Origin of the sequence: Enterococcus canintestini, from assembly GCF_001885735.1 — a bacterium.
GTDB classification, from domain to species: domain Bacteria; phylum Bacillota; class Bacilli; order Lactobacillales; family Enterococcaceae; genus Enterococcus_C; species Enterococcus_C canintestini.
In genome coordinates this window covers 35,086-56,531 of the sequence record NZ_JXKG01000005.1, presented here as the reverse complement: position 1 = coordinate 56,531, position 21,446 = coordinate 35,086, and the positions used below count along the sequence as shown (strand labels likewise).

At 37.3% G+C, this 21,446-nt stretch carries 20 protein-coding genes; 9 read left to right on the top strand and 11 right to left on the bottom strand.

Annotated features, from left to right (window positions below; genetic code table 11):
* Positions 1-37 precede the first annotated feature (37 nt).
* Positions 38-547: a dCTP deaminase/dUTPase family protein gene (locus tag RU96_RS04735; protein WP_071864390.1), complete on the bottom strand. Its 510-nt coding sequence runs from the start codon at positions 545-547 to the stop codon at positions 38-40.
* Positions 548-1,092: 545 nt separating this feature from the next.
* On the opposite strand from RU96_RS04735, the gene proB reads away from it, so the two are divergent.
* Together proB and RU96_RS04725 are read left to right on the top strand one after the other, a co-directional pair.
* Complete coding sequence (gene proB, locus RU96_RS04730) at positions 1,093-1,899, top strand: glutamate 5-kinase (RefSeq protein WP_071864389.1); 807 nt, start codon at positions 1,093-1,095, stop codon at positions 1,897-1,899.
* A gap of 255 nt (positions 1,900-2,154) precedes the next feature.
* The gene (locus RU96_RS04725) at positions 2,155-3,429 is read left to right on the top strand and encodes a glutamate-5-semialdehyde dehydrogenase (RefSeq protein ID WP_071864388.1); all 1,275 of its coding nucleotides are present in this window, start codon (positions 2,155-2,157) and stop codon (positions 3,427-3,429) included.
* A 330-nt stretch (positions 3,430-3,759) separates the two neighbouring features.
* Here the strand turns inward: RU96_RS04725 and RU96_RS04720 are convergent, their stop codons facing one another.
* Positions 3,760-4,050 (bottom strand): hypothetical protein, encoded by a 291-nt coding sequence (locus RU96_RS04720; protein WP_071864387.1) that lies wholly within the window; start codon positions 4,048-4,050, stop codon positions 3,760-3,762.
* A gap of 179 nt (positions 4,051-4,229) precedes the next feature.
* Here RU96_RS04720 and RU96_RS04715 point away from each other — a divergent pair, with 179 nt between their 5' ends.
* Positions 4,230-4,613: a hypothetical protein gene (locus RU96_RS04715; protein ID WP_249024146.1), complete on the top strand. Its 384-nt coding sequence runs from the start codon at positions 4,230-4,232 to the stop codon at positions 4,611-4,613.
* 18 nt (positions 4,614-4,631) lie between these two features.
* Here the strand turns inward: RU96_RS04715 and RU96_RS04710 are convergent, their stop codons facing one another.
* On the bottom strand, positions 4,632-5,837 hold the full coding sequence (locus RU96_RS04710) for an MFS transporter (RefSeq protein ID WP_071864386.1): 1,206 nt from the start codon (positions 5,835-5,837) through the stop codon (positions 4,632-4,634).
* A gap of 476 nt (positions 5,838-6,313) precedes the next feature.
* On the opposite strand from RU96_RS04710, the gene mafR reads away from it, so the two are divergent.
* Entirely contained in the window at positions 6,314-7,756 is a 1,443-nt protein-coding gene (gene mafR / locus RU96_RS04705; protein ID WP_071864385.1) for a global transcriptional activator MafR, read from the top strand.
* On the opposite strand, the gene RU96_RS04700 is transcribed toward mafR, so the two are convergent.
* Entirely contained in the window at positions 7,757-10,300 is a 2,544-nt protein-coding gene (locus RU96_RS04700; RefSeq protein ID WP_071864384.1) for an HAD-IC family P-type ATPase, read from the bottom strand.
* Positions 10,301-10,535: 235 nt separating this feature from the next.
* Between RU96_RS04700 and RU96_RS13025 the strand changes: the two genes are divergently transcribed.
* Entirely contained in the window at positions 10,536-10,691 is a 156-nt protein-coding gene (locus RU96_RS13025) for a hypothetical protein (protein ID WP_016173167.1), read from the top strand.
* A gap of 334 nt (positions 10,692-11,025) precedes the next feature.
* On the opposite strand, the gene RU96_RS04695 is transcribed toward RU96_RS13025, so the two are convergent.
* Complete coding sequence (locus RU96_RS04695; protein WP_071864383.1) at positions 11,026-11,433, bottom strand: DUF4809 family protein; 408 nt, start codon at positions 11,431-11,433, stop codon at positions 11,026-11,028.
* A 216-nt stretch (positions 11,434-11,649) separates the two neighbouring features.
* On the opposite strand from RU96_RS04695, the gene RU96_RS04690 reads away from it, so the two are divergent.
* A complete protein-coding gene (locus RU96_RS04690; RefSeq protein WP_071864382.1) occupies positions 11,650-12,612 on the top strand; it encodes a 2-hydroxyacid dehydrogenase family protein in 963 nt (320 codons plus the stop codon).
* Positions 12,613-12,747: 135 nt separating this feature from the next.
* Here the strand turns inward: RU96_RS04690 and RU96_RS04685 are convergent, their stop codons facing one another.
* The 4 genes from RU96_RS04685 to RU96_RS04670 form a co-directional block, all read right to left on the bottom strand.
* The gene (locus RU96_RS04685; protein ID WP_071864381.1) at positions 12,748-13,941 is read right to left on the bottom strand and encodes a MalY/PatB family protein; all 1,194 of its coding nucleotides are present in this window, start codon (positions 13,939-13,941) and stop codon (positions 12,748-12,750) included.
* A complete protein-coding gene (gene malX / locus RU96_RS04680) occupies positions 13,938-15,539 on the bottom strand; it encodes a maltose/glucose-specific PTS transporter subunit IIBC (RefSeq protein WP_071864380.1) in 1,602 nt (533 codons plus the stop codon). Before malX ends, RU96_RS04685 begins: the two co-directional genes overlap by 4 nt.
* A gap of 287 nt (positions 15,540-15,826) precedes the next feature.
* The gene (locus RU96_RS04675) at positions 15,827-16,657 is read right to left on the bottom strand and encodes a PRD domain-containing protein (protein ID WP_071864379.1); all 831 of its coding nucleotides are present in this window, start codon (positions 16,655-16,657) and stop codon (positions 15,827-15,829) included.
* A gap of 84 nt (positions 16,658-16,741) precedes the next feature.
* Complete coding sequence (locus RU96_RS04670) at positions 16,742-17,221, bottom strand: PTS sugar transporter subunit IIA (protein ID WP_071864378.1); 480 nt, start codon at positions 17,219-17,221, stop codon at positions 16,742-16,744.
* Positions 17,222-17,586: 365 nt separating this feature from the next.
* Between RU96_RS04670 and RU96_RS04665 the strand changes: the two genes are divergently transcribed.
* On the top strand, positions 17,587-18,612 hold the full coding sequence (locus RU96_RS04665; protein WP_071864377.1) for a YibE/F family protein: 1,026 nt from the start codon (positions 17,587-17,589) through the stop codon (positions 18,610-18,612).
* Positions 18,609-19,355, top strand: coding sequence for a YibE/F family protein (locus tag RU96_RS04660; protein WP_071864376.1), 747 nt, complete (start codon positions 18,609-18,611; stop codon positions 19,353-19,355). The genes RU96_RS04665 and RU96_RS04660 overlap by 4 nt, the downstream gene beginning before the upstream one ends.
* A 217-nt stretch (positions 19,356-19,572) precedes the next feature.
* Here RU96_RS04660 and RU96_RS04655 read toward each other — a convergent pair whose 3' ends face one another.
* Positions 19,573-20,001, bottom strand: a complete 429-nt coding sequence (locus RU96_RS04655; protein ID WP_071864375.1) for a GNAT family N-acetyltransferase — start codon at positions 19,999-20,001, stop codon at positions 19,573-19,575.
* A 300-nt stretch (positions 20,002-20,301) separates the two neighbouring features.
* On the opposite strand from RU96_RS04655, the gene RU96_RS04650 reads away from it, so the two are divergent.
* Positions 20,302-20,508 carry a hypothetical protein gene (locus RU96_RS04650; RefSeq protein WP_071864374.1) on the top strand — a complete coding sequence of 69 codons (207 nt, stop codon included), beginning with the start codon at positions 20,302-20,304 and terminating at the stop codon, positions 20,506-20,508.
* Positions 20,509-20,596: 88 nt separating this feature from the next.
* Here the strand turns inward: RU96_RS04650 and RU96_RS04645 are convergent, their stop codons facing one another.
* Complete coding sequence (locus tag RU96_RS04645; protein WP_071864373.1) at positions 20,597-21,418, bottom strand: ZIP family metal transporter; 822 nt, start codon at positions 21,416-21,418, stop codon at positions 20,597-20,599.
* Positions 21,419-21,446 lie beyond the last annotated feature (28 nt).

Here is a 21,446-nt window from a genome sequence, read left to right as displayed (position 1 = left end):
ACCTACCGCTAATAAAAGCTGTACAAAACGTGTACTTTTATTTATTTGAAGAACCAAAACCACCCGTGCGTAAAGCACTCGTTTCATCTTGATCCGCTTTTAAAAAAGGTAAGAAAATCCCTTGACCGATTCTTTCGCCTTTTTTAATCGTGACATCGGTTAAACCAAAGTTAGTAAATTGGAACATAATATGCCCTTCGTTATCAGAATTATCGTAATAATCACTATCAATAACCCCGACGCCATTCGTTAAAACTAAAAAACGTTTTAAAGGATTGCTGGAGCGATTAGCTAATTGTAAAAATTCATCGTCGCCCATATAAGCTTTGATTCCAGTTGGGACCAAAACTGGTTTTAAAAACTTGCTATCACCTTTTGCTTTTAATGCTTTTAAACCTGTCAGTAGTCCTTCTTGCCAAATACTTGGAATGACTACATCTGCTGCCGCTTCAAAATCATAACCAGCTGCGTGATTTGTTGCTCGTTTTGGTAATTGTATTTCTTTATCTAAAAATTGGGAAACAACTTCAAACCCTCGTGTGCGCAAATAAATACCTCCTCAAACAATTCAAAAAGAAAATTGTGATTTCAATAAACTTTCAAAAAATTTCGCAGCTTTTTTCAGCAGAAAAAAACTGTAAAATAAGCGTAAGTTTACATATTTTATATAACGCTATTTTAGCATAAGTACCGGTCATTTTTATGGATTCAAACCAATAATACGAAAAATTTCGTAAAATCCATACAATCTTCAAAAATCGGTACCAAATCTTATTTTTTTCTTACTTTTTAGTTCCGTGAACTTTTCTTTGTGCTATTTTAGCGCGACGTTTCATTTCATTATTGGTGATGACAAAAAAACAAAAGTGCCAATTAAGGAACGTCTTTTTACTAAACTGCAGGTGAAAATTTTAAGAAAACCAAGTACAATGGAGGCAACTGACCGGCAATTGTGACAATATGTGTCAAAATGTGACTTACTACTGTCAAAAAAACCGGATTTAAAAGAGCAACCGTGGCAGCGACAAAAATTAACAAAGAATTTTTTAGTTGATTTTTTCTGTCGCTGATCCGTTTAAAAGGAGTATCAAGATGGAACGTGAATTTTTAACCACAGCGCAACGCATCGTCATTAAAATTGGCACCAGCTCCCTAATTTATCCTAACGGCAATATCAATTTAGCTGGAATTGACCAACTGGCGTTTGTTTTAAGCGATTTAAGAAACCAAGGCAAAGAAGTCGTCTTAGTTTCTTCTGGTGCGATTGGTGTGGGGATGAATAAATTACACCTAGACAGTCGCCCCACGACTATCCCTGCCCAACAAGCCGTAGCCGCAGTCGGCCAAGCAGAGTTGATGAATATTTACAATCAGCGCTTTTTAACTTACAGCCAACAAACAGCCCAAGTCCTATTAACCCGTGATATTGTCGAATTTCCCGAAAGTCGGAAAAATGTCGTCAATACATTAGAACAACTGTTGCAAATGGGAATTATTCCTATTATTAACGAAAATGATACTGTCGCAATTGATGAATTAGATCATCAAACCAAATTTGGCGACAACGATCAGCTTTCAGCCATCGTAACCCAGCTAGTAAAAGGGGATGTTTTGGTGATGTTATCTGATATTGACGGTTTTTATTCCGGTAATCCAGCGAAAAATAAAAATGCGATTTTATTTCATACGATTCATGAAATTACCCCACAAATTTGGGATTATGCTGGCGATAAAGGTTCAAAATTCGGCACCGGTGGCATGATTAGTAAGTTAAACGCCGCCAAACGCATTTTACTAGCCGACAGTGCAATGGTTTTAGCCAACGGTCAAAAGCCACAAGTCATTTTTGATATTTTAGCCGGCAAACAAATTGGCACCCTTTTTTGTCGCGAGGATTAAGCTAACCCTTTTTACTTCGTTATTAAAATTTGGCAAATTATTAAAACTTAGCCAAAATTTAACAAGAAGTAAATATTCTCGCATTTTAAAAAAAACCTCCTATAATGAAGAAGCAAATTAAAGCAAAAAAAGCCAACTACTTTTACGTATTAGCATACACAATAGAAGATTTACCAAATTATCCACTAATTAAACCGGCTTTACGCTACTTTTTAAGCCTTTGTTTCACAATTAAGAAGAAAAAAAACACGTAATATGCACTGCAAGATGAGGAGGAAGAGCATGTTTGATTTAACTGTTTTAGGCCAACAAGCCAAGCAAAGTGCCCGCCAACTAGCACTTATGTCAACAAAACGCAAAAACGAATTACTAGCCCTAATGGCCCAAGCGATTTTGGACAATGAAACAACTATCTTAGCAGCCAACCAAAAAGATTTGGCCCACGCAAAAGACAATGGTGTTACAACTGTCATGCAAGATCGCCTACGATTAACTCCTGAACGAATTGAAGAAATGGCAGCCGGTATGCGCCAAGTGATTCAATTACCAGATCCAATCGGCGAAGTCGAAAAAATGTGGAAAAATAGTGACGGTTTAATGATTGGCCGCCAAAAAGTACCATTGGGTGTCATTGGCATTATTTATGAATCTCGGCCAAATGTTACAACTGATGCGGCTAGCTTGTGTTTTAAAACGGGTAACGCGGTAATTTTACGAGGGGGTAAAGAAGCCTTTTACTCCAACCAAATACTGGTCACCATTTTACAAAAAGCACTAAAAGATGCTGGTGTTGACGAAAACGCGATTCAATTTGTGGCCGATACGAGTCATGAAGTTGCTAATCAAATGATGCGGCTAACCGCCTACTTAGATGTTTTAATCCCTCGCGGTGGCGCTGGTTTAATTCGTCGCGTAAAAGAAACAGCGACCGTTCCAGTGATTGAAACCGGCACTGGCAACAATCACATTTATGTTGATAAAGATGCGCAATTGGAGATGGCCATTAACATTACCGATAATGCCAAAACCCAACGTCCTTCTGTTTGTAATGCAGCCGAAACTTTATTAATTCATCAAGATGTTGCTGCTGAATTTTTACCAAAAATCGCCGCAAAATTAGCGGAGCATAACGTTGAGCTTCATGCGGATGAACGAGCTATGCAGTATTTGCCAAATGCGATTGCGGCCACAGAATCAGATTGGTCAACCGAATATTTGGACTATATTATGGCTGTCAAAGTAGTAGATTCCATCACTGAAGCCATCGATCATATCAATCGCTACAATACCAAACACTCTGAAGCGATTATTACCGACAACTATTTTGCGAGCCAAAAATTTTTAAACGAAGTGGATGCCGCTGCTGTTTATGTTAATGCCTCCACCCGCTTTACTGACGGCTTTGTCTTTGGTTTTGGCGCAGAAATTGGAATTTCCACCCAAAAACTACACGCCCGCGGACCAATGGGCCTAGAAGAATTGACTTCAACGAAATATATCATCTACGGTGACGGTCAAATTCGCCAATAACAATCAAGACGAAGCTAATAAAAAGTACGCTAAAAAAGCACAGCAATCTGACCTTTTCTAAGAGGCGTTTTGCTGTGCTTTTGGTTATTTCTTTATATTTTTTGTAAAAGTTGGCGAATCGCTGCTATTTTTTTGTCGTCTAAACTTTTTAGCCGAACACAGCTTTTACCCATATTACTCTTTTTAAACACACTTTCATATTGAGGTAGTAAAGGTTGACCGTCTTCTTGAGGGAAAAAATACAAATTCACCGTCTTGTCGTATTGTTTTAAAGCAACTTTTCACCTGAAAAGTTTCGTAACGACCAAACTTTCAATTTTAATGGTGCATTTAATTTTTTCGCCGGCGCCAAATAGCCAATAATGCTAAAATACTACCTAAACCGAATGCTATTAGATTCCCTCTTTTTTTGCTAAAAGTTTGCTGGGTTGCTTTTTGAGGTTTATTTTCTGTCCAGTTGATTGCTGGTGCCACGATACTTTTTGTCGGGGAATTTTTTTCATATGTAGTGGTGGTGTAAGCTAAAGCTTGTGGCGTAGTCTCTACTAGTTGGCAAAATAGCACCACTAAACTGCTGGCTAAGATGACTAGCACTATTCCATGTATAAAAAACTTTTTCATCTTGCCACCCCTTTTCCTTAATTGATTATAACAAAACAATTAGTGTTTTTCTAATCAAACAGCAGCAGAATTGTTTTCATTTTTTTTATTTTTTAAAACAAGATTGATTTAACTGAGTTTAATTGTAAAATCCCACTAAATTACCTTTTAATCATATTTTAAAACAAAAGAGATAAAAAATGGCTTTTCTTCGTAAAATAAAGAAACTCAAGGTAAAATTGTTTCATGTGAAACATCTTTTAAGAAAGGAAATAAAAATGACCTATTCAACTAGTGAAGGCTTATTCGTTATTTTAATCACCCTCGTTGGCATGGGAATTCTTTTAGCCCTAACAAGAAAAACTCCCTGGCACAAAATGGATATTTTTTTGCTTATTTTAACTGGAATTTTTTATCTACTCGATACAGTTTGGTGGTGGTTTGATCTTCATTTTTATTGGAGTGATATTTACTTTACATTTGGTAAACACCGTGAACAACTAACCATCTTTTTCATCCTAGCAGGTATTAGCTTTGGGATACTGATGGTATTGCGACTAAAAAGAAAAACCCGCCAGCACTAACACTGACGGGTTTATTTTTTATTGTTGTGGCAAAACTTCTTTTTGTTCGTACATTTTCTTTAATCCCGGTAAAGTTAACATCACGGCTAAACTAACTAAATAAATTACCGATAAGAAAATAATAACGGTCATTAAGGAATAGTGATCCATTAAAAAGCCAATTACGACTGAAGAAAAACCCCCAATCGCCCGCCCCACATTCATAATAAAATTATTGGCGGTAGCGCGAATGCTTGTGGGATAAAGGCTACTAATAATCGCACCATAACCCCCATACATGCCGTTAATGAAATAGCCTACGATTACTGCTGCTCCTAGTAATGTCCATTTATCATGAGCTAAAACAATTAAGAAGACAGATGCTGCCGAACAGATTAGAAAAACACCATAAGCTAACCTTGGACCTAATTTATCCATCACCGTTCCAAAGGTCATCATCCCCAAACACATACCTAAAATAGTACTAATCATCCATAAAGACGAACCCGAAACCGATAAATGTAATTGTTTTTGCATAATAGAAGGCAACCAGTTCATTAAGCCAAAGTAGCCCGCAATTTGTACAGTCACCATTAAACTTAGACCAATTGTTTGCCAAGCTGTCTGTTTGTCAGCAAAAAGTAATGAGAATTTTCCGGCTTGTTTATCATTGTGATTTTGGGTAAAAGATGCGGGTTCTTTTAAGCCGCGCCGAATATCTAAAACTAATAAAACGGGAATCACACCGATAACATATAGCATTTTCCAACCAAGTAATGGAATAATGAAAGAAGCTAAAACAGCAGCTAAAATGGCGCCGACTTGCGCACCGATTGCCGCAGTCGAAGTGGCGCGGCCGAGGTGTTTTTTAGAAAATGTTTCAGAGATTAAAGACATACATGCCCCATATTCCCCACCGGCGCCAATTCCGGCAATAAAGCGGAAAAGATAAACCAGATAAATATTAGAAGCAAAAAACATTAGTAACGAAGCAACCGAGAAGATGATCACGGTTTGGGAAAAAACTTTTACCCGCCCGTATTTATCAGCTAAAATTCCAAAAATAATTCCGCCGACTAACATACCGAGGTTGGTAATAGTCGAAATAAAACCGGCTTGCGTTCCTGTAATACCAAAAGTTGTAATAATGGTAGACAAGGAAAAAGATAAGAACATAATATCCATGTTCTCAAGAGCAATCCCTGCTGAGGTAGAAACTAGCACTTTGCGCTGATATTTTGACATAAAGAACACCTTTCTTGATCCCACGGACATTTTTCACCACTTTCAGCATCAAAAACCAATTTTGGGCAAAAAAAATTTGGGACACAGGTTGTGCCAGCAAATTTTTCTTCTTACACCACGAAGGGCTAAAAATATTTCGTAGGATTTTTAAAAGATTTTACCCTGATTAAAATGAAATTCAAGGCACTTCTAACATTTTGATGTTAGGTTTTGTTTTCTCACGTAAACTAGTTTACGCATTTGGGAGGGAAAACTTTCAGAAAATTATCTCAGATAACACATAGCAAAAATCTCATGAAACTTTTTTTCTTCTAATCAAAAAAATAGCCTTTATTTTTTCGTTTGTGACAAATTGAGCATTTTTTCTGACTAATTTTTTTACTTTTAGTTCCTTTTGCTTTACTAACCGATTCACCGGCTTCGTCTTGACGAGAACTTTTTTTCTCCGTATGCTAAAAACAAAGGGGGAGCTTATAATGTATGCGCTATTAAAGAGAATTATCACAGAAAAAGATCTACACCGGCAAATTCGTTTATTAGAGCAACTGTTACATCAGCCGCAAATTACCGCCAAAGAACTAGCAAATCAGCTGCAAACGACAGAACGAACGGTTTTTTCCGATTTGCAAATCATTAAAGAACAGTTGCCAAAAGACTGGCAAATCAAAACCGACAGTAGCGGAATTGCCTTACAAAGAACAAAAGAAGCATTAACCAACGATCTATGGGATGTTTTTTTGCCCTATTCTCTTAGCGTGCAATTAATAAAAGCATTGTTATTTCAACCAAATTTAGCGATTAAACCTTTTTTAAACGCCACTGGTGTTTCTTTTGAAACACTAAAGCGGCATACCAAAAAGATAAATACCCAATTACAAGATTATCATTTACAAATTAAATTAACTGCCACTAACGCCAAATTTGAAGGTTTAGAAAGTAATATTCGTATTTTTTATCATCGGCTTTTAGTTCCTTTTACCCATAATAATTACTTTTTTAGCGATTATGCCGTACACGAAGTCCATTACTTTCAATTTTTACAGCAAGTAAAAAAAGCTCAAATTCAAGCAGAAACCGAAGAGATTTTTGGTGTTTGTTGGTTTTTCATTAATACCATCCGCAATAAAACCCGCTGTTTGCTGCCTGAATTTTCATTTAAAGAAGATGCTTTGTTTCAATTATACACCCCTTATCTAAAGGCGCTTTATCAAAAAGAAGGCGTTTATTTAGAAGGAAACGAATTATTTTTTGCATTTTTCTGTTTTTTAGAAAGCTGGAATTACAATAATCAATTTGGCTTACACTTACAGCAGGTACTTACCCACAATTATCATGATTTAACAGCCCGCACCAAACAGTTTGTCTTACAGTGGAGCCAAGATTTTCAACTACCTACTTTAAACGCTACAAATTTGGCTGAAAATTTAATGCTTTTACTTTTGAAATATAATGAATCTCCTGATTTAGCGGATAAATTTGAAGCCGACTATCAACATTCGCCACCCCAAAAGGCCACATTTGCCACATTGCAAGCAGATAATTTGCGGCTATTGCAACAAGATTTAACTGAAGCTAAAGAAAACAAACCGGTTTATTTGCTGCATTTGATTGCGTTATTGCAACAACAGGCCTTTTTTTCACTGCAAGCAAAAACACGAACCGTTTACTTTTTATTTCAAAGCGAACCTGCCTGGAAAGCTTTTGTCGAACAAGAATTAAACGACTACTTAGGTAAGAGAATTGCATTAAAGACCATTGAAGTTACTGATTTGCCCCACTTAAAAGCGAGTGACAAAGATTTAATCGTTTCAAATTTTCCTTTGGATCAAAGTGACTTGCCTATTTTTTATATTTCTACTTTTCCAACTAAAAATGAGCTCCGCCAGTTGGCCGAGCTCACTTATGAAACTTATTTGTAATTAGTTAACTTTTTGGACTGCTGCTCTTTTAGAAAAGCGACGCGTTAACCACTTTTCTGTTTCTACGATTGCAAACAAGATACCAACATGACCTAAGACTAGCAGTTGTTGCATCATATTTAAGCTTGTAGTACCGATTAGATTTTGAGCAATCGGTGTAAAGACGACAATTGTCTGCAATAAAAGTAATAGCGCTAAGGAAATAAACAACGCTTTATTTTGGAACATCGCTTTATTTAACGCTGGCTTTAGTAATTCCCGACAATTTAACATGTAAACAGCTTGGGCCATCACAATTGTTTGTAGTAGAATTGTCTGCTGTAATGCCGCACCTTCAAATTGTAACGCAATAAAGTAAGCCGGTAAGACAATAATTAACGAGACATAGACAATTCGAAACAAGCTATAACCTGACAATATGCCTTCATTGACTGGTCGCGGTGGCCGCGTCATCGTATCTTGACTGGCTTTTTCAAACCCTAAAGCGTAAGAAAGCGTAATAGTTGTCACCATGTTCACCCATAAAATTTGAACTGGTGTTAGTGGCAAAGGACGATTTAATAATAACGCAATGACTACAATCAAGCCTTGAGCTAAAGCCGATGGTAAGAAAAAGTTGATAGTTTTCTTTAAGTTATCAAAAATCCGACGTCCTTCTTTAACTGCTTTAGCAATCGTGTGGAAATTATCATCAGCTAAAACCATATCTGCGGCCTGCTTAGTTACTTCACTACCTTTAATTCCCATCGCAATACCGATATCAGCTTTCTTTAACGCTGGTGCATCGTTTACGCCATCACCAGTCATGCCGACTACTTCGCCATTATTTTGAAGGGCGGTAACAATTCGTAATTTGTGCTCGGGCGTAGTACGGGCAAAAATATCTACTTTTTTAACCGCTTGCGCTAATTCTTCATCAGTTAATAGGTCAATTTCTATTCCTTCTAAAACTTGGGCAGTGTGCTTTAACCCAATTTGACTACCAATCGCTTGGGCTGTATCTTTGTGATCGCCGGTAATCATTTTAACCGTGATACCAGCAGCTTGGCTTTCTTTTATCGCTTGAATCGCACTTTCTTTGGGTGGATCAATAATGCCCACTAGTCCAACAAATTCTAAATCTGTTAACATTTCTGCGTTAAGGATTGTATCAGCGGCTACATTTTTAACAGCAAAGGCTAAGACCCGCTGTCCTTTTTTAGCAAAACTTGAAGCGCGTTGTTGCCAAGACTTCATTTCAGCAGCACTTAATTTGGCTTTTGCTAGTAAAACTTCTGGTGCGCCTTTAATAAAAATACAATTACCAGTAGCTGTTTTATGCATCGTTGCCATATATTTGGTACTGGAACTAAAAGGAATTTTACCAATTTGTTTTCTTAATGGTAGTTTTTCATCGGCTACGTAATGTAAGAGTGCCAATTCAGTCGGATTGCCTTTTAATTTTTTAACATCTTCATCGTCTTGTAGTTTCAAATCTTGACAGTTATTCATAATTTCCATTAATAACGCTTTATTGTCAGTAGCGGTATTCACAACTGTCATTTCATTTTTCGTTAACGTACCGGTTTTATCAGAGCAAATAACCGTCATTGAGCCCAATGTTTCCACAGAAGGCATACTTTTAATGATGGCATTTTCTGTCGCCATCTCTTTAACTCCAAGGGATAAAATCATCGTTAAAACCGCTGGTAAACCTTCTGGAATCATGGCCACAATTAACGCAATCATAGCCGAGAAAAGTAAGTTTAATTCCATACCATACCGGAACGTGGTAAAGAAAATTAAGAAGAGAATTAAAACGAGAATACCACGAAAAATTTGCTTATTTAACTGGTGCATCTTGCGTACCAGTGGGGTAGTAGTTTCCGTTACTGTTTGTAGCGCCTGATTGATTTTCCCAATTTCTGTGTCGCTCCCAGTTGCAACGACAACCCCTGTAGCAGAACCCGCTTGCACCAGTGTACCGGAAAACGCCATATTTTTTTGATCGCCAGCCATTGCTTCTTGCAAAATTTCCGTCGTATTTTTTTCAACGGCCTCAGCTTCACCAGTTAAAATTGCCTCTTCGACTACTAAATCGTGAACTTCCACTAGGCGCACATCTGCTGCCACCACGTCTCCGGCTTTTAAATATAAAATGTCGCCCGGAACAATGGAGGTTGTAGGCACGGTTTCTTTTTGCCCATTCGTTAAAATCACTGCTTCTTGACTCATCATCTGCTTTAAACCATCCAGTGATTCCTCGGCTTTTCGTTCTTGCCAGTAACTAACCAAGCCATTAACCACCACCACAAGTAAGATAATGCCCCCTTCTACCAAGTCACCGGTCATAAATTTTAAAATAGCGGCAAAAAGTAAAACGAGCATTAATAAATCGGTAAAATGTTTTAAAAATTTGCGCCAAGGTTTTACCTGTTGTTTTTCGGCAATTTTATTTTCACCATTTTCCATTAAACGTTCTTGTCGTTGTGTTTTATTTAAACCATCTGTTTGGCTTGCTAATTTTTGTAAAACTTGTGTTGTCTTTAACTGATACCATTTCATAAGCATGTCCTCCTAATTTGTTGATACCCTTATTATAGGGAGAATCAGTTTATAAAACGGTCGATAATTTCAGTGAAGACTGAAAAAAATGGGGAATTGGTAAGGACACGGCCCAAATATGCTTGCAAAGAAGCGTTTTGTTTGAAAATTTTCTGAAATGGCTGTATGATAACAGTGGAATTTCGTTATCAACTTAGTTGCCTTTCGTCAGCAAAACAAAGAAAGGAGAATGAATATGACATTCTATAACACAAAAACAAACGTACCTTATCGGGTAACGTTGGACACCAAGTTGAACTTGTTTATCGTTTTTGACCAACGCAACAGTAATCACTTTGCTACCGGTGTAACGATTGAACAAGCGGTTCAAGAATTACAAAAATCTGCGTAAGGAGTAAACTCCCATGGAAGATTCCAGTTATTCTTAAAAAGCATCTGCGAAAATAGTCAGCAGGTGCTTTTTTGTTGCCTACTTTTTTACTTTAGCGCCATGAAAAAAGCAGACTGAACTCATTAAATAAATCGAAAAGCACATAATTTTCTTACATACTAAAAAAACACGCCTGCGCTTTGAAGTGTGAAGTGCCCCCAAAAAGTTAGATTTGTTGGTCTACCTTTTGAGGGTCGCTTCACTTTAGAGCACCAGCATGTTTTTTCATTCTAGGACTTCACTTACAAATAAATAATGATATGCGATAGCCTTCATTTCATTGATTGAATGCTTTTTATTTTTCCAAAGGTCTTACTTCGAAATCAGTATTTGAAAGTGCAAAAAAACCTTTAGCAATTTCATTGACACGGGAAAATAAAGCTGTTAAATCACAGTCTTTTTTCACAAAAGTTTGGGTCGTGCCAGCTTTTTCAAAAGTGATTTGACGCAGGGTTTCTTTGACGGTGATTTTTGTCGCTTCTTTTTGATAAATTAAAATATCATCAAAACCATCCTCTTCATAAGATTGGCGCCACTGATTTTTTTGCGCCAACGCCATAATTAAAGAAGAAACATCTAACTCCTCAAGTGATGTTGTCGTGCCGTCTTCAAACGTTAAATCATACGTCGCCATCGTAAAAGGTTGGCAGGCATTACAGCCACCTTCTGTATAAAACTCTTCACTGGTGATAACTGCTTTCATTTTGATTGCTCCTTTTATACTAAATTCTACCCCAAGTCTAACTAATCGGTAATTTTATTTCATTATACCTTCCTTTAACTAACTTTCCCACAAAAAATGACATCGGTTTCTTTTTGCAGACGAAAATTTTACTACAACCACTGTGAGAATAATTCAAAGTTTTCGACTTATTTCACTAAGAACTTTACAATTAAAGAAAGAAGAGGAGGGAACATGATGGCACAAATTTATATCTCAGCTAAAATTCCTGAAAAGGGCATCCAACTGTTACAAGAAAATAATATTTCATTTGAAATGTTCACCGGTGAAGGACTAATCGATCAAGCAACGTTACAACAAAAAGTAAAAGACAGCACCGTTTTAATTACACCACTTTCCACCACGGTCGATGCCGCAATTATTGATGCCGCGCCTAAATTGAAATTAATTGCTAACTTTGGCGCCGGATTTAATAACATTGCCACAGACTACGCGAAAGAAAAAGGGATTTATGTTACCAACACGCCCTTTGTTTCAACCGATGCCACCGCAGAACTTACGGCCGGCCTAATCATTTCATTAAGTCGCCGCATTGTAGCGGGGGATCACTTAATGCGCACGACTGGCTTTTCCGGTTGGGCACCTCTTTTCTTTTTAGGTCATGAATTAAAAGATAAGACATTAGGCATTATCGGCATGGGACAAATCGGTCAAGGAGTAGCCAAGCGTTTGAAAGCTTTTGGCATGAAAATTATTTACAGTCAACGCCACCAACTACCAAAAGAAGTAGAAGAAACTTTAGGGGCTACTTATCTTTCACAAGCAGAAGTTTTAGCTCAAGCAGATGTGATTAGTTTGCATACACCTTTAACCAATGGCACATATCATTTAATTGACCAAGCAGCCTTTGCGCAAATGAAACCTGGCGCATTTTTAATCAATGCTTCTAGAGGACCAATTGTCTCAGAAGCAGATTTAATTACAGCCTTACAAACAGAAAAAATCGCCGGTGCCGCTTTAGATGTTTATGAATTTGAACCCAAAGTCAGTGATACTTTAAAACAAATGTCACAAGTAATCTTAACGCCGCATATTGGTAATGCTACTGTTGAAGCCCGCGATGCGATGGCTATGATTGTGGCCCAAAACGCCATAGCCGTTTTACAAAATAAAGAACCTGATTATATCGTGAATTCCTAATCTTTTTAAATAGGTAGATGATTTAAAAAAAATAGTATAAAAGCTGTGACAAAAAAGCGCCTAAAAGAATTCGCCTTTTGCTTGAATTCTTTTAGGTCACTTTAAATGTGTCACAGCTTTTTTGTTTTTTTTCGATTAATTTCTCACCATAAATGATTTAATCCGGTTTAGTGCTTCAACTAAAATTGGCTTAGGAGTACCAATATTTAAGCGGACAAAGTTTTCGCCGTCACTGGCGTAATTGGTGCCCGGTTCAATAATGACACCACCAATTTTTGCCAAAGGTTCGACAATGTCTAACGCGGTTTTTCCTGTTTTTGAAATATCAATCCACGGCAGATAAGACGCTGACATCTCCATTAATTGCCAGTCAGGCAGATTTTTTTCGATGAATTCTTTAGTATAGCAATAATTTTCCCGAATGTAGTCTGTCATAGCATCCAGCCAGTCTTCACACTCATTATAGGCAGTAATAATGCCGACTACGCCAAATAAATTCGGTGAAGTAATTGAATTCATTTCCAAACGGTGACAAAACGTGCGCCGTAATTGTTCATTTGGGATAATCGAATAAGACGTCTTTAGTCCACCTAGATTGAAGCCTTTATTCGGTGAAGTCAGCACAATCAAATTATCATAATAACTTTCAGGCAGTTGTAAAGCGGAAATAAATTTACCACTTAAGATAATTTCTGAATGGACTTCATCACAGACAAAGATTGTTCCGTATTGCTGACACAACTGCGCCACCTTTTTTATTTCTGCTAGTTCCCACATGCGACCAGACGGATTGTGAGGTGAGCAAAACAGAAAAATTTTCGGCCGTCTTGTGCGTAATTGTTCTTCTAATAAGTCAAAATCAATTTCATATCGGCCTGCAACAAGTTTAAGTGTGTTTGCGACAACATTAATTCCATTATGCACAGCAGCATAACGAAAAGGATCATAAACTGGCGTATTCATAATGACACAATCATTGGGTTGACAAAATGCTTGATACAAGTAATGAATCGTTGAAACCGTACCATAAGATAAGGTAATCCAATCTTTTTCTACCTGATTATTGTGACGCCGTTTATGCCAATTCATCACTGCTTCGTAAAATCCATCATAAGCATACGTATAGCCGTAAGCCCCATTTTGCGCAATTTTCATAAAGGCTTCATTAATCGCAGGTGCAGCCTTAAAATCCATATCGGCAATCCACATCGGAATACAGTCTTTTGGGGTGCCAGGATATTTACTTTGAATAATTTTTTGATCCCACTTTCTCGCATGATCAATTCTTCGGTCGGTCATTTGATCGAATTGATAATCTACTTTCATCATGCCAAACTCACCATCATTTCTTCAATGCCGTTTTTCACAGTTTGTACTTGTGCTCCGATAACTACCTGAACATTGTGGTCATCTAGTTCCACAATCGCCAATGCCCCCGCTTTTTTCAAAGTTGCTTTATCCATTAAACTTTTATCTTTTAACTGCAAACGCAAACGCGTCACACAATTGTCTAAACTTGTTACATTGCTTTTACCACCTAGCGCTTCTAAAATAACACCTGGATCGTATATACCATTGCCTTTAGTAAATGTTTTTGGTTTCGCAGTAACGCCGTCAGCTAAAGCTACTTCGTCTTCTTCTCGTCCTGGTGTTTCCAAATTGTGTTTTAAAATATACCAGCGGAACACAAAGAAGTAAATGGCAAACCAGACAATCCCCACTGGAATTAATAAATACCATTTCGTTTCATTGCCTTGCATGATACCAAAAATCAACCAGTCCAAAATCCCGCCATCGGTATTACCGATATTGACTCCGATCAAACTCATCACCATTAACGCTGCGCCAGACATTACAGAGTGGAACAAGTATAAACTTGGCGCTAAAAATAAGAACAAGAATTCAGTCGGTTCTGAAATTCCAGTTACAACAGCTACCAAGACAGCAGAAATCAAAATTCCTTTGATGCCAGGACGATTTTTCTTATACGCTGTTAAATAAATGGCTAAACAAATCGCTGGTAAACCAAACATGAAAGTTGGCATAAATCCTTGTGATAAAAACGCAGTTGCTTGATGTGAAATTGGTGCACCGGCATTTAATTCAGCATAAAAAATATTTAAAGCGCCCGAAATTGGTTTGCCATCTACTACCTGTGTACCGCCAGCTTCAGTAAAACGAACCAAAGCCAGTAAGATATGGTGCATCCCAAACGGTTTCAATAATAAAACCCCTAATCCATATAAAAATGGACCAAAAATTCCGGCGCCTTGAATCCCATTGCCTAACGCTTCAATCCCAGATTGTAATACCGGCCAAGTAAAAGGAACGATTAAACCAACTAACCCTAAAACCAACACGCTAATAATTGGAATAAAACGAATTCCGCCAAAGAATGAAAAAGCATCAGGTAAGCGAATATCTTGGAATTTTTCTTGCAAAGCATAAACGATTAAACCAACGATAATTCCGCCCAAAACACCCATTTCAATACTTTGGATCCCTAGTACCATATTTTGACCAGCGATTTTCATATTATCAGCATCGGCTAATTCTCCCCGATAATTGAGCAAGAAATTAATCGATAGATTCATTGCCACATAGCCGGCAAAAGCGGCGATGGCCCCCACACCTTTGTTTCTTTTACACATGCCAAATGGAATTGCCATGGCAAACATGACTGGTAAATAGGTAAAACCAAAGCCCCCAACTGTGTTCATAAAACTAAAAATAAATTGAATAATATCATTACCTAAAAAGGGCAACTTTTCAATCATCGCCGCAGAAGTTACGGAACTACCTAATCCAACTAAAATCCCCATAAAAGCCAAAGTTGAAACAGGAAACATAAAGGTTTTCCCTAATTCTTGTAAAAAGCTCAAAACTCTTGTTCGTAGTGTTCGTGATACTGTCGCTGCGTTACTCATTTTCATTCCTCCTAATTGATGTGGTTTTGCAAAAGCTTTTTAAAACCCAAAAGTAAAAATCTTTTGCAATGGTCTTTTTTACTTTCTAAAAACTGCGAATAAAAATTGTGACGAAATTTTAGGTTTAAAAGGTCACCTGTTAACTTGGCATGCTACAAGTTATAAGAAAACGCTTTTAAAAATTAAAATATAAAAAAGACCTAGTCAGAAGGTAGCCTAAAGACCGCAGTCGTCACTGCGTTTTAGAAACCCTTCTGACTAGATCTTGCCTACCGAATAGTAACACTCTAGTTTTGAAGAATACGATTAATATGAATGGTTAAAAAGACCTTTTCTTCTTTTGGTACTTGGTGACCAAAAAATGTTTCCAAGTATTGCGAAATTTTTTGCGCCCCTAAGTAAGCATGAGGAAAATCTTGAATTACTTGGTCAAAATAACCAAAATCATCCACTTGAACTTGTTGTTTCATCCCAAATTCCCGCAAAAGAAAGTATTTCAAATGCGTCACCAAACGATGATAATTAATGCTATCTTGCTTGAAATCCCGTTGATAGACATCGTTTAAAAGGGCGATTAAATCACTAATAATTTTGTTAAAATCCTGTTCAGAATGACTTTCGCCTCGCCAGCGGGCATTAATGATGTGTAAGGCGATAAATCCAGCTTCATCTGCTTGCAAATCGACTTGTGCCCTTTCATTTAAAAGAGACACTGCCCATTCCCCTAAACGATATTCCGCAGGATAAAACATTTGAACTTCATGAAGTACCGCATTGGGCAAATACACCCCTGTTTTGGCACGTTCAATGGCAAAGCTGATATGATCGGCTAAAGAAAGATAAATCAAATCATTTAGCGGATACGTCAAGTTTTGCTTAAAATGCTCAATAATCTCAAAAGCCAATGTCGACTCTTCATAACTAATTTTTTCAAAAAGTTTTTGAAATTTCTCATCGATTTGATTCGTATTGGCTACAAATTTACGCTCAACTTGATTGGGGTCAATTTTATCCCCAGTTTTTTTGCCAAAAGAAAGACCATTGCCGATCACGATTGCTTCATGATCGTTTTCCATAACGATTGCCGCACTATTATTTAGCACTTTAATAACTTTCATGATGGACCCTTTCTTTACTGCATGCTCAATTTAACAGATTTTGTAAACGGTGTCAATATGATTTTTATAACTATATTGGTATCTTTAATTTGTAACCACCGCACCTAATTCTGCGCCATGTTGCAATCTTCCTGTTATTTTTAAATCAATTGATTTGATGGCATCCATATTGGTGAAAACAACCATCACATCGTTTTCTTTTTCTTTTGTCGCTAAAAGGGGTAAATCAATTGTCGCAATTTTTGTTGTTGGAGTTACGTTATCTCCTTCTTTGACGAAAATTTCAAAAGGAGCACCCTCTAATTCGACCGTATCAATCCCAATGTGAATTAAAATATCCACCCCGTTTTTTGAAGTGAGACCGATGGCGTGTTTTGTCGGAAAAACACTTGAAATTGTGCCGTTTATTGGAGCATACAAGGTGCCATCACTAGGTGTGACAGCAAAGCCGTCCCCCATCATTTTTTCTGAAAAAACAGGATCACTTACTGCTTCTAACCCTTTTAAAGTACCGTCAATTGGGGTGTAGATTGTTTCACTCTTTTTCTTTTTATTAAAGAACATCACATTTCCTACTTTCTTTAAAAAGTTTGACCTCAGTATAGTATGCGTTTTCAGATTATGCAAGATGAAAATGGTACTTGTTTTTTTATTTCGTTCACATCATCACATTTTTTCAGTTTCTAAAAATAAAATAACAAATAAAAATTAAGTAGAGAATTTTTTACAAGCAGGTTTTTCCGTGAAGGTAAAGATCTGATCGGAATTTTTTACTCTTTAGTAACCTCGCAAGATTTTCATTTTGATCTAGCTAGCAATTATGGACAAAAGAAAGCCCTCACTTTTCAAATGATAATTGCTACATTTGTCACCTCTATAAGCAAGGTGTATATTTTTACTATTAGCTTAAAAGAACGGAGCAAATTTTAGTGAAGAAAAAAATCATTACCTTATTTTTATTAATCCTAATTTCTGTGCTGGCTGGTTTTTTAGTGCAACGTTATAGCGGTATTTTTTACCAGTCACCAGTTTTAGCCGTAAAAAAAGTACAAAAACAAGATGATCAGATTAAAATTTCAGGCCAGCTGGTCAATCACCAAAAAGAGGCGGTCACGCTTAAAACCGATGCCCATAGTGTCGCGGCACTAACAATTTCTTTTAAAGTTGGTCAACAACTTTTACTAAATTCTAACAAAGAAGAAATCATCGCCGAAAAACAAGATGGTGTTGTGGTGGCAATTATTTTTGTCTTTTTGAGTCTAGTCTTACTCTTAGGTGGAAAAAGTGGTGTGTTGGCACTTTGGGGGTTGGCGTTAAACTTAGGCGTACTTTTTTTCCTCCTGCGCTTAGATACACTATTTTCTGGGCTACCAACGCTTGGCTTAATGTTTCTTTATGGTGCCAGCTCGATTATCATCACTTTTTTAGCCAATTACGGTATTAAAGCTTTTCGGATTGATTTAATTTTAACCACTGGCGGTATTGTATTAGGAGGATTTTTAATTTGTCTAACGGCATTAAAATTATTTGAAAACAATGGGATTCGCTTTGAAGAAATGCAATTTCTAACCCGACCTTATTTGGGGGTTTTTTACGGTAGTTTGCTTATCGGAGGTATTGGGGCGGCTGTTGATATGGTGGTAACTTTAGTATCTTCTTTAAAAGAACTTGTCTATCAACAACCCACTATCTCCCAAAAAGAGTTGTTGCGCTCTGGTCGTCGTATTGCCCAAGATGTTACGTCTTCTATGATGAACGTGTTATTATTTGCCTATTTAAGTGGCGCTATTCCAATGCTGATTTTTTATTTAAAAAACGGCTGGCCATTTGTTTCCACGCTTCAATTACATTTATCACTGGAGTTACTGCGCGCGTTTTGTGGCGCCTTTACCATTTTACTTTCGATTCCCGCTAGTCTTTTGTGCGTTATTTTAGAAAGGAGGAGAAAAGCGTGAACGTCTTGATTTTCCTTTTTTTCATCCTTTGTCTTTTAAGTTTTATTATCTTGGGCAAACCCGCCTTTTATTTAATTACTGGCATTTTTATGACGTTGACACTTTTTTTAGCCGCCATTTATTTAATCAGTCGTAATTTTGCTGTGGTGCCAGTTTTTCTAATCGTCTTACTCGCCCTTACAAGCATTATTTTATTTTATACCAATGGCTATAATGAAAAGACTAAACTCGCCTTTTTTTGTGCGATAATAACATTTCTTTTGATGTTACTTTTTATCCCATTTTTAACCAAAATGATTGCTATTTCGGGTTTTACACCAGAAGAAATTGATGAACTGGCCTCACTTGATTTTTCAGTTGCAGTACCTTTTCAGGCGCTGACGACAATTTTAATTATTATGAGTATGTCAGGAGCTGTGATTGATGCGAGTATGGCGGTTGCTAGTGCGCTTTATGAACTGCGTTACCAAGGACAAGTTTTAAAGATGAAAGATCTTTTTTCCTCCAGTATGAAAGTCGTCCAAGAGATTTTAGGCTCAAGTATTCACACGCTCTTTTTTGCCTTTGTAGCCAATAATTTAGCGCTCATTTTTTGGTTTAGTGATTTACACTATTCTTTTGAAACATTAATCAATGCCAAAGCTTTTGTAGCCGAAATCGTCGTGAGCTTTCTCGCCGGCATTATGACAGTTGCGACCCTTCCTTTTACCGCTTATATAGGATCAAAATATTTCACTCGCTAAATAATTCTATTGTGATCTTTAGTTGCTATAAAATAACATTTATCAACATGAAAATAGGTTGTGACAGAAGACTTGTCACAACCTATTATTTTTGAATAACCGGTCTGATAGAAGCCGCTTCTTCGGAAAGAAGACGGAATTTCCAAAAAATTTGACAAACAATTTTCGAAAATTCCGTCTTATTTCTTGAAGCTGTACGCTTTTGTCACAACCTATTTCACAAGTTTTTTTCTAAAGATTGACACGCAACGCCATCTTCATAATAGATATCTGAGCAAATAGTGTAGCCTAATTTTTGATAAAAACCGACCGCCGTTTGCTCCGCGTGAACTAAAGAGCGAACATAGCCATTTGCTATGCCATAATCTTCAATGGCGGTCATAATTTTAGCCCCTAAATTTTGTTTGCGATACTCTTTTAACGTGGCGATTCGCGTGGGGCGAATCGTTTTTTCATCTTCAATAAAAATCCGTCCTGTCGCTACTGGCAAATCACCATCATAAATCACAGCATAATACCTGTCAGTAGTATCTAAGTCATCAAATTCTTCTGCTAGAGGAATCCCTCTTTCCAAAACAAAAACTTCCATCCGAATATAGCAACTAGCCGCCCGTTGGAAATTTTCATTACCCAGCTTTAATTCCATCAAACCCCTTCTTTCCTGTTGTTTCCAGCCTTTTCTTATCAATTTATCCCGTTACTTAGTTATTAAATTAAGCATAGCAAAAAAGACGACAATCACAAAATAAGAACTTCATTTGTCTTAATTTTTTTAAAATCTACCCCAAGGACCAGCAAAATATCGGACTTGGGGCTGATTAAAACAGACGTTATTCTTGCTATGCTAGTTTCATAGCAAAAGCAACTACTTTTAAAACAGGATACAAGTAGTTTGACTGTCATTTTGACAGCAATTATTGGCTTTTAAATAAATGGAGGAGTTATTATGGAAAATAATTCAATGTTAATGCGTATCTTGATGGTTATTGGGTTTCTTTTTGTCGCCGGGATCGTTTTAAATATTGTCTTAGGAATTGCGGGTTCTTTGCTTGCATTAGCCTTTCGTTTTGGAATTCCCTTATTAATTGCAATTGCACTTGTCCGTTGGTTAACTGGCGCTTCTGCAAAACATAACCAAAGACGCTACTATTAATTCTCTAGCCAAAAAATACCAGACGCAACTGACAGTGTTAGCTTTTACTAAATCTATCAGCGGGCGTCTGGTATTTTTTACTGCTATTTTAACCTAATGCCACGTCTAAAATCATCATAATCATAAAGCCCAACATCGTTCCAAAAACAGCAAAATGACGATGGCTTGAACTTTCTTGCTGTGCTTCTGGAATTAATTCTTCTACCACGACATAAATCATTGCCCCAGCAGCAAAAGCTAACGCATAAGGCAAAATTGCTGTCATGCGTGAAACTAAAATGGCCCCAATCACTCCGGCAATCGGTTCAACAATTCCGGAGGCTTGGCCGTAAATAAACGCTTTTGTCCGACTTAGCCCTTCTTGACGTAATGGAATCGAAACAGCCGCACCTTCTGGGAAATTTTGAATCCCAATTCCTAACGCGACTGAAATTGCCGCCAAGACCGCCGCCGTTGGGTTGTCTGCACTAGCTGCCGCACCAAATGCCACCCCTACAGCAAGTCCTTCTGGAATATTGTGTAACGTAATCGAAAACACTAATAAAATCGTCCGTTTCAAATGCGTTGGCAGTCCTTCTTGTTCATGATCTGGACCAAAGTGCATGTGGGGAATCGTTTTATCGGCTAGATATAAAAATAATCCTCCTACCCCAAACCCAATCGCCACGACAAGCCAAGGAAATTGCGAACCATTTTCTTCTGCACGGGCAATAGCTGGATCTAGTAAAGACCAAAAACTAGCTGCAATCATGACCCCTGAGGCAAAACCAAGCATCAAATTTAAAACATCTTTTTTGATTTCTTTAAAGAAAAACACTAATGCCGCACCGAGGGCCGTCATAAAATACGTAAAAGCCGTGCCTGTTAATGCCTGCTGCCACGGTTGCAACTGTAAAATCCAATCCAGCACAAAAAAACCTCCTGCTCTTTTTATTTAA

What these genes read in the sequence shown, in the direction of transcription:
- RU96_RS04655 (WP_071864375.1), bottom strand. Translation starts at nt 20,001, where the DNA reads ATGGAATTAAAGCTGGGTAATGAAAATTTCCAACGGGCGGCTAGTTGC.
- RU96_RS04725 (WP_071864388.1), top strand. Translation starts at nt 2,155, where the DNA reads ATGCACTGCAAGATGAGGAGGAAGAGCATGTTTGATTTAACTGTTTTA.
- RU96_RS04715 (WP_249024146.1), top strand. Translation starts at nt 4,230, where the DNA reads ATGGCTTTTCTTCGTAAAATAAAGAAACTCAAGGTAAAATTGTTTCAT.
- RU96_RS04700 (WP_071864384.1), bottom strand. Translation starts at nt 10,300, where the DNA reads ATGAAATGGTATCAGTTAAAGACAACACAAGTTTTACAAAAATTAGCA.
- RU96_RS04710 (WP_071864386.1), bottom strand. Translation starts at nt 5,837, where the DNA reads ATGTCAAAATATCAGCGCAAAGTGCTAGTTTCTACCTCAGCAGGGATT.
- proB (WP_071864389.1), top strand. Translation starts at nt 1,093, where the DNA reads ATGGAACGTGAATTTTTAACCACAGCGCAACGCATCGTCATTAAAATT.
- RU96_RS04670 (WP_071864378.1), bottom strand. Translation starts at nt 17,221, where the DNA reads ATGTTCTTTAATAAAAAGAAAAAGAGTGAAACAATCTACACCCCAATT.
- RU96_RS04690 (WP_071864382.1), top strand. Translation starts at nt 11,650, where the DNA reads ATGGCACAAATTTATATCTCAGCTAAAATTCCTGAAAAGGGCATCCAA.
- RU96_RS04685 (WP_071864381.1), bottom strand. Translation starts at nt 13,941, where the DNA reads ATGATGAAAGTAGATTATCAATTCGATCAAATGACCGACCGAAGAATT.
- RU96_RS13025 (WP_016173167.1), top strand. Translation starts at nt 10,536, where the DNA reads ATGACATTCTATAACACAAAAACAAACGTACCTTATCGGGTAACGTTG.
- RU96_RS04720 (WP_071864387.1), bottom strand. Translation starts at nt 4,050, where the DNA reads ATGAAAAAGTTTTTTATACATGGAATAGTGCTAGTCATCTTAGCCAGC.
- mafR (WP_071864385.1), top strand. Translation starts at nt 6,314, where the DNA reads ATGTATGCGCTATTAAAGAGAATTATCACAGAAAAAGATCTACACCGG.
- malX (WP_071864380.1), bottom strand. Translation starts at nt 15,539, where the DNA reads ATGAGTAACGCAGCGACAGTATCACGAACACTACGAACAAGAGTTTTG.
- RU96_RS04675 (WP_071864379.1), bottom strand. Translation starts at nt 16,657, where the DNA reads ATGAAAGTTATTAAAGTGCTAAATAATAGTGCGGCAATCGTTATGGAA.
- RU96_RS04695 (WP_071864383.1), bottom strand. Translation starts at nt 11,433, where the DNA reads ATGAAAGCAGTTATCACCAGTGAAGAGTTTTATACAGAAGGTGGCTGT.
- RU96_RS04650 (WP_071864374.1), top strand. Translation starts at nt 20,302, where the DNA reads ATGGAAAATAATTCAATGTTAATGCGTATCTTGATGGTTATTGGGTTT.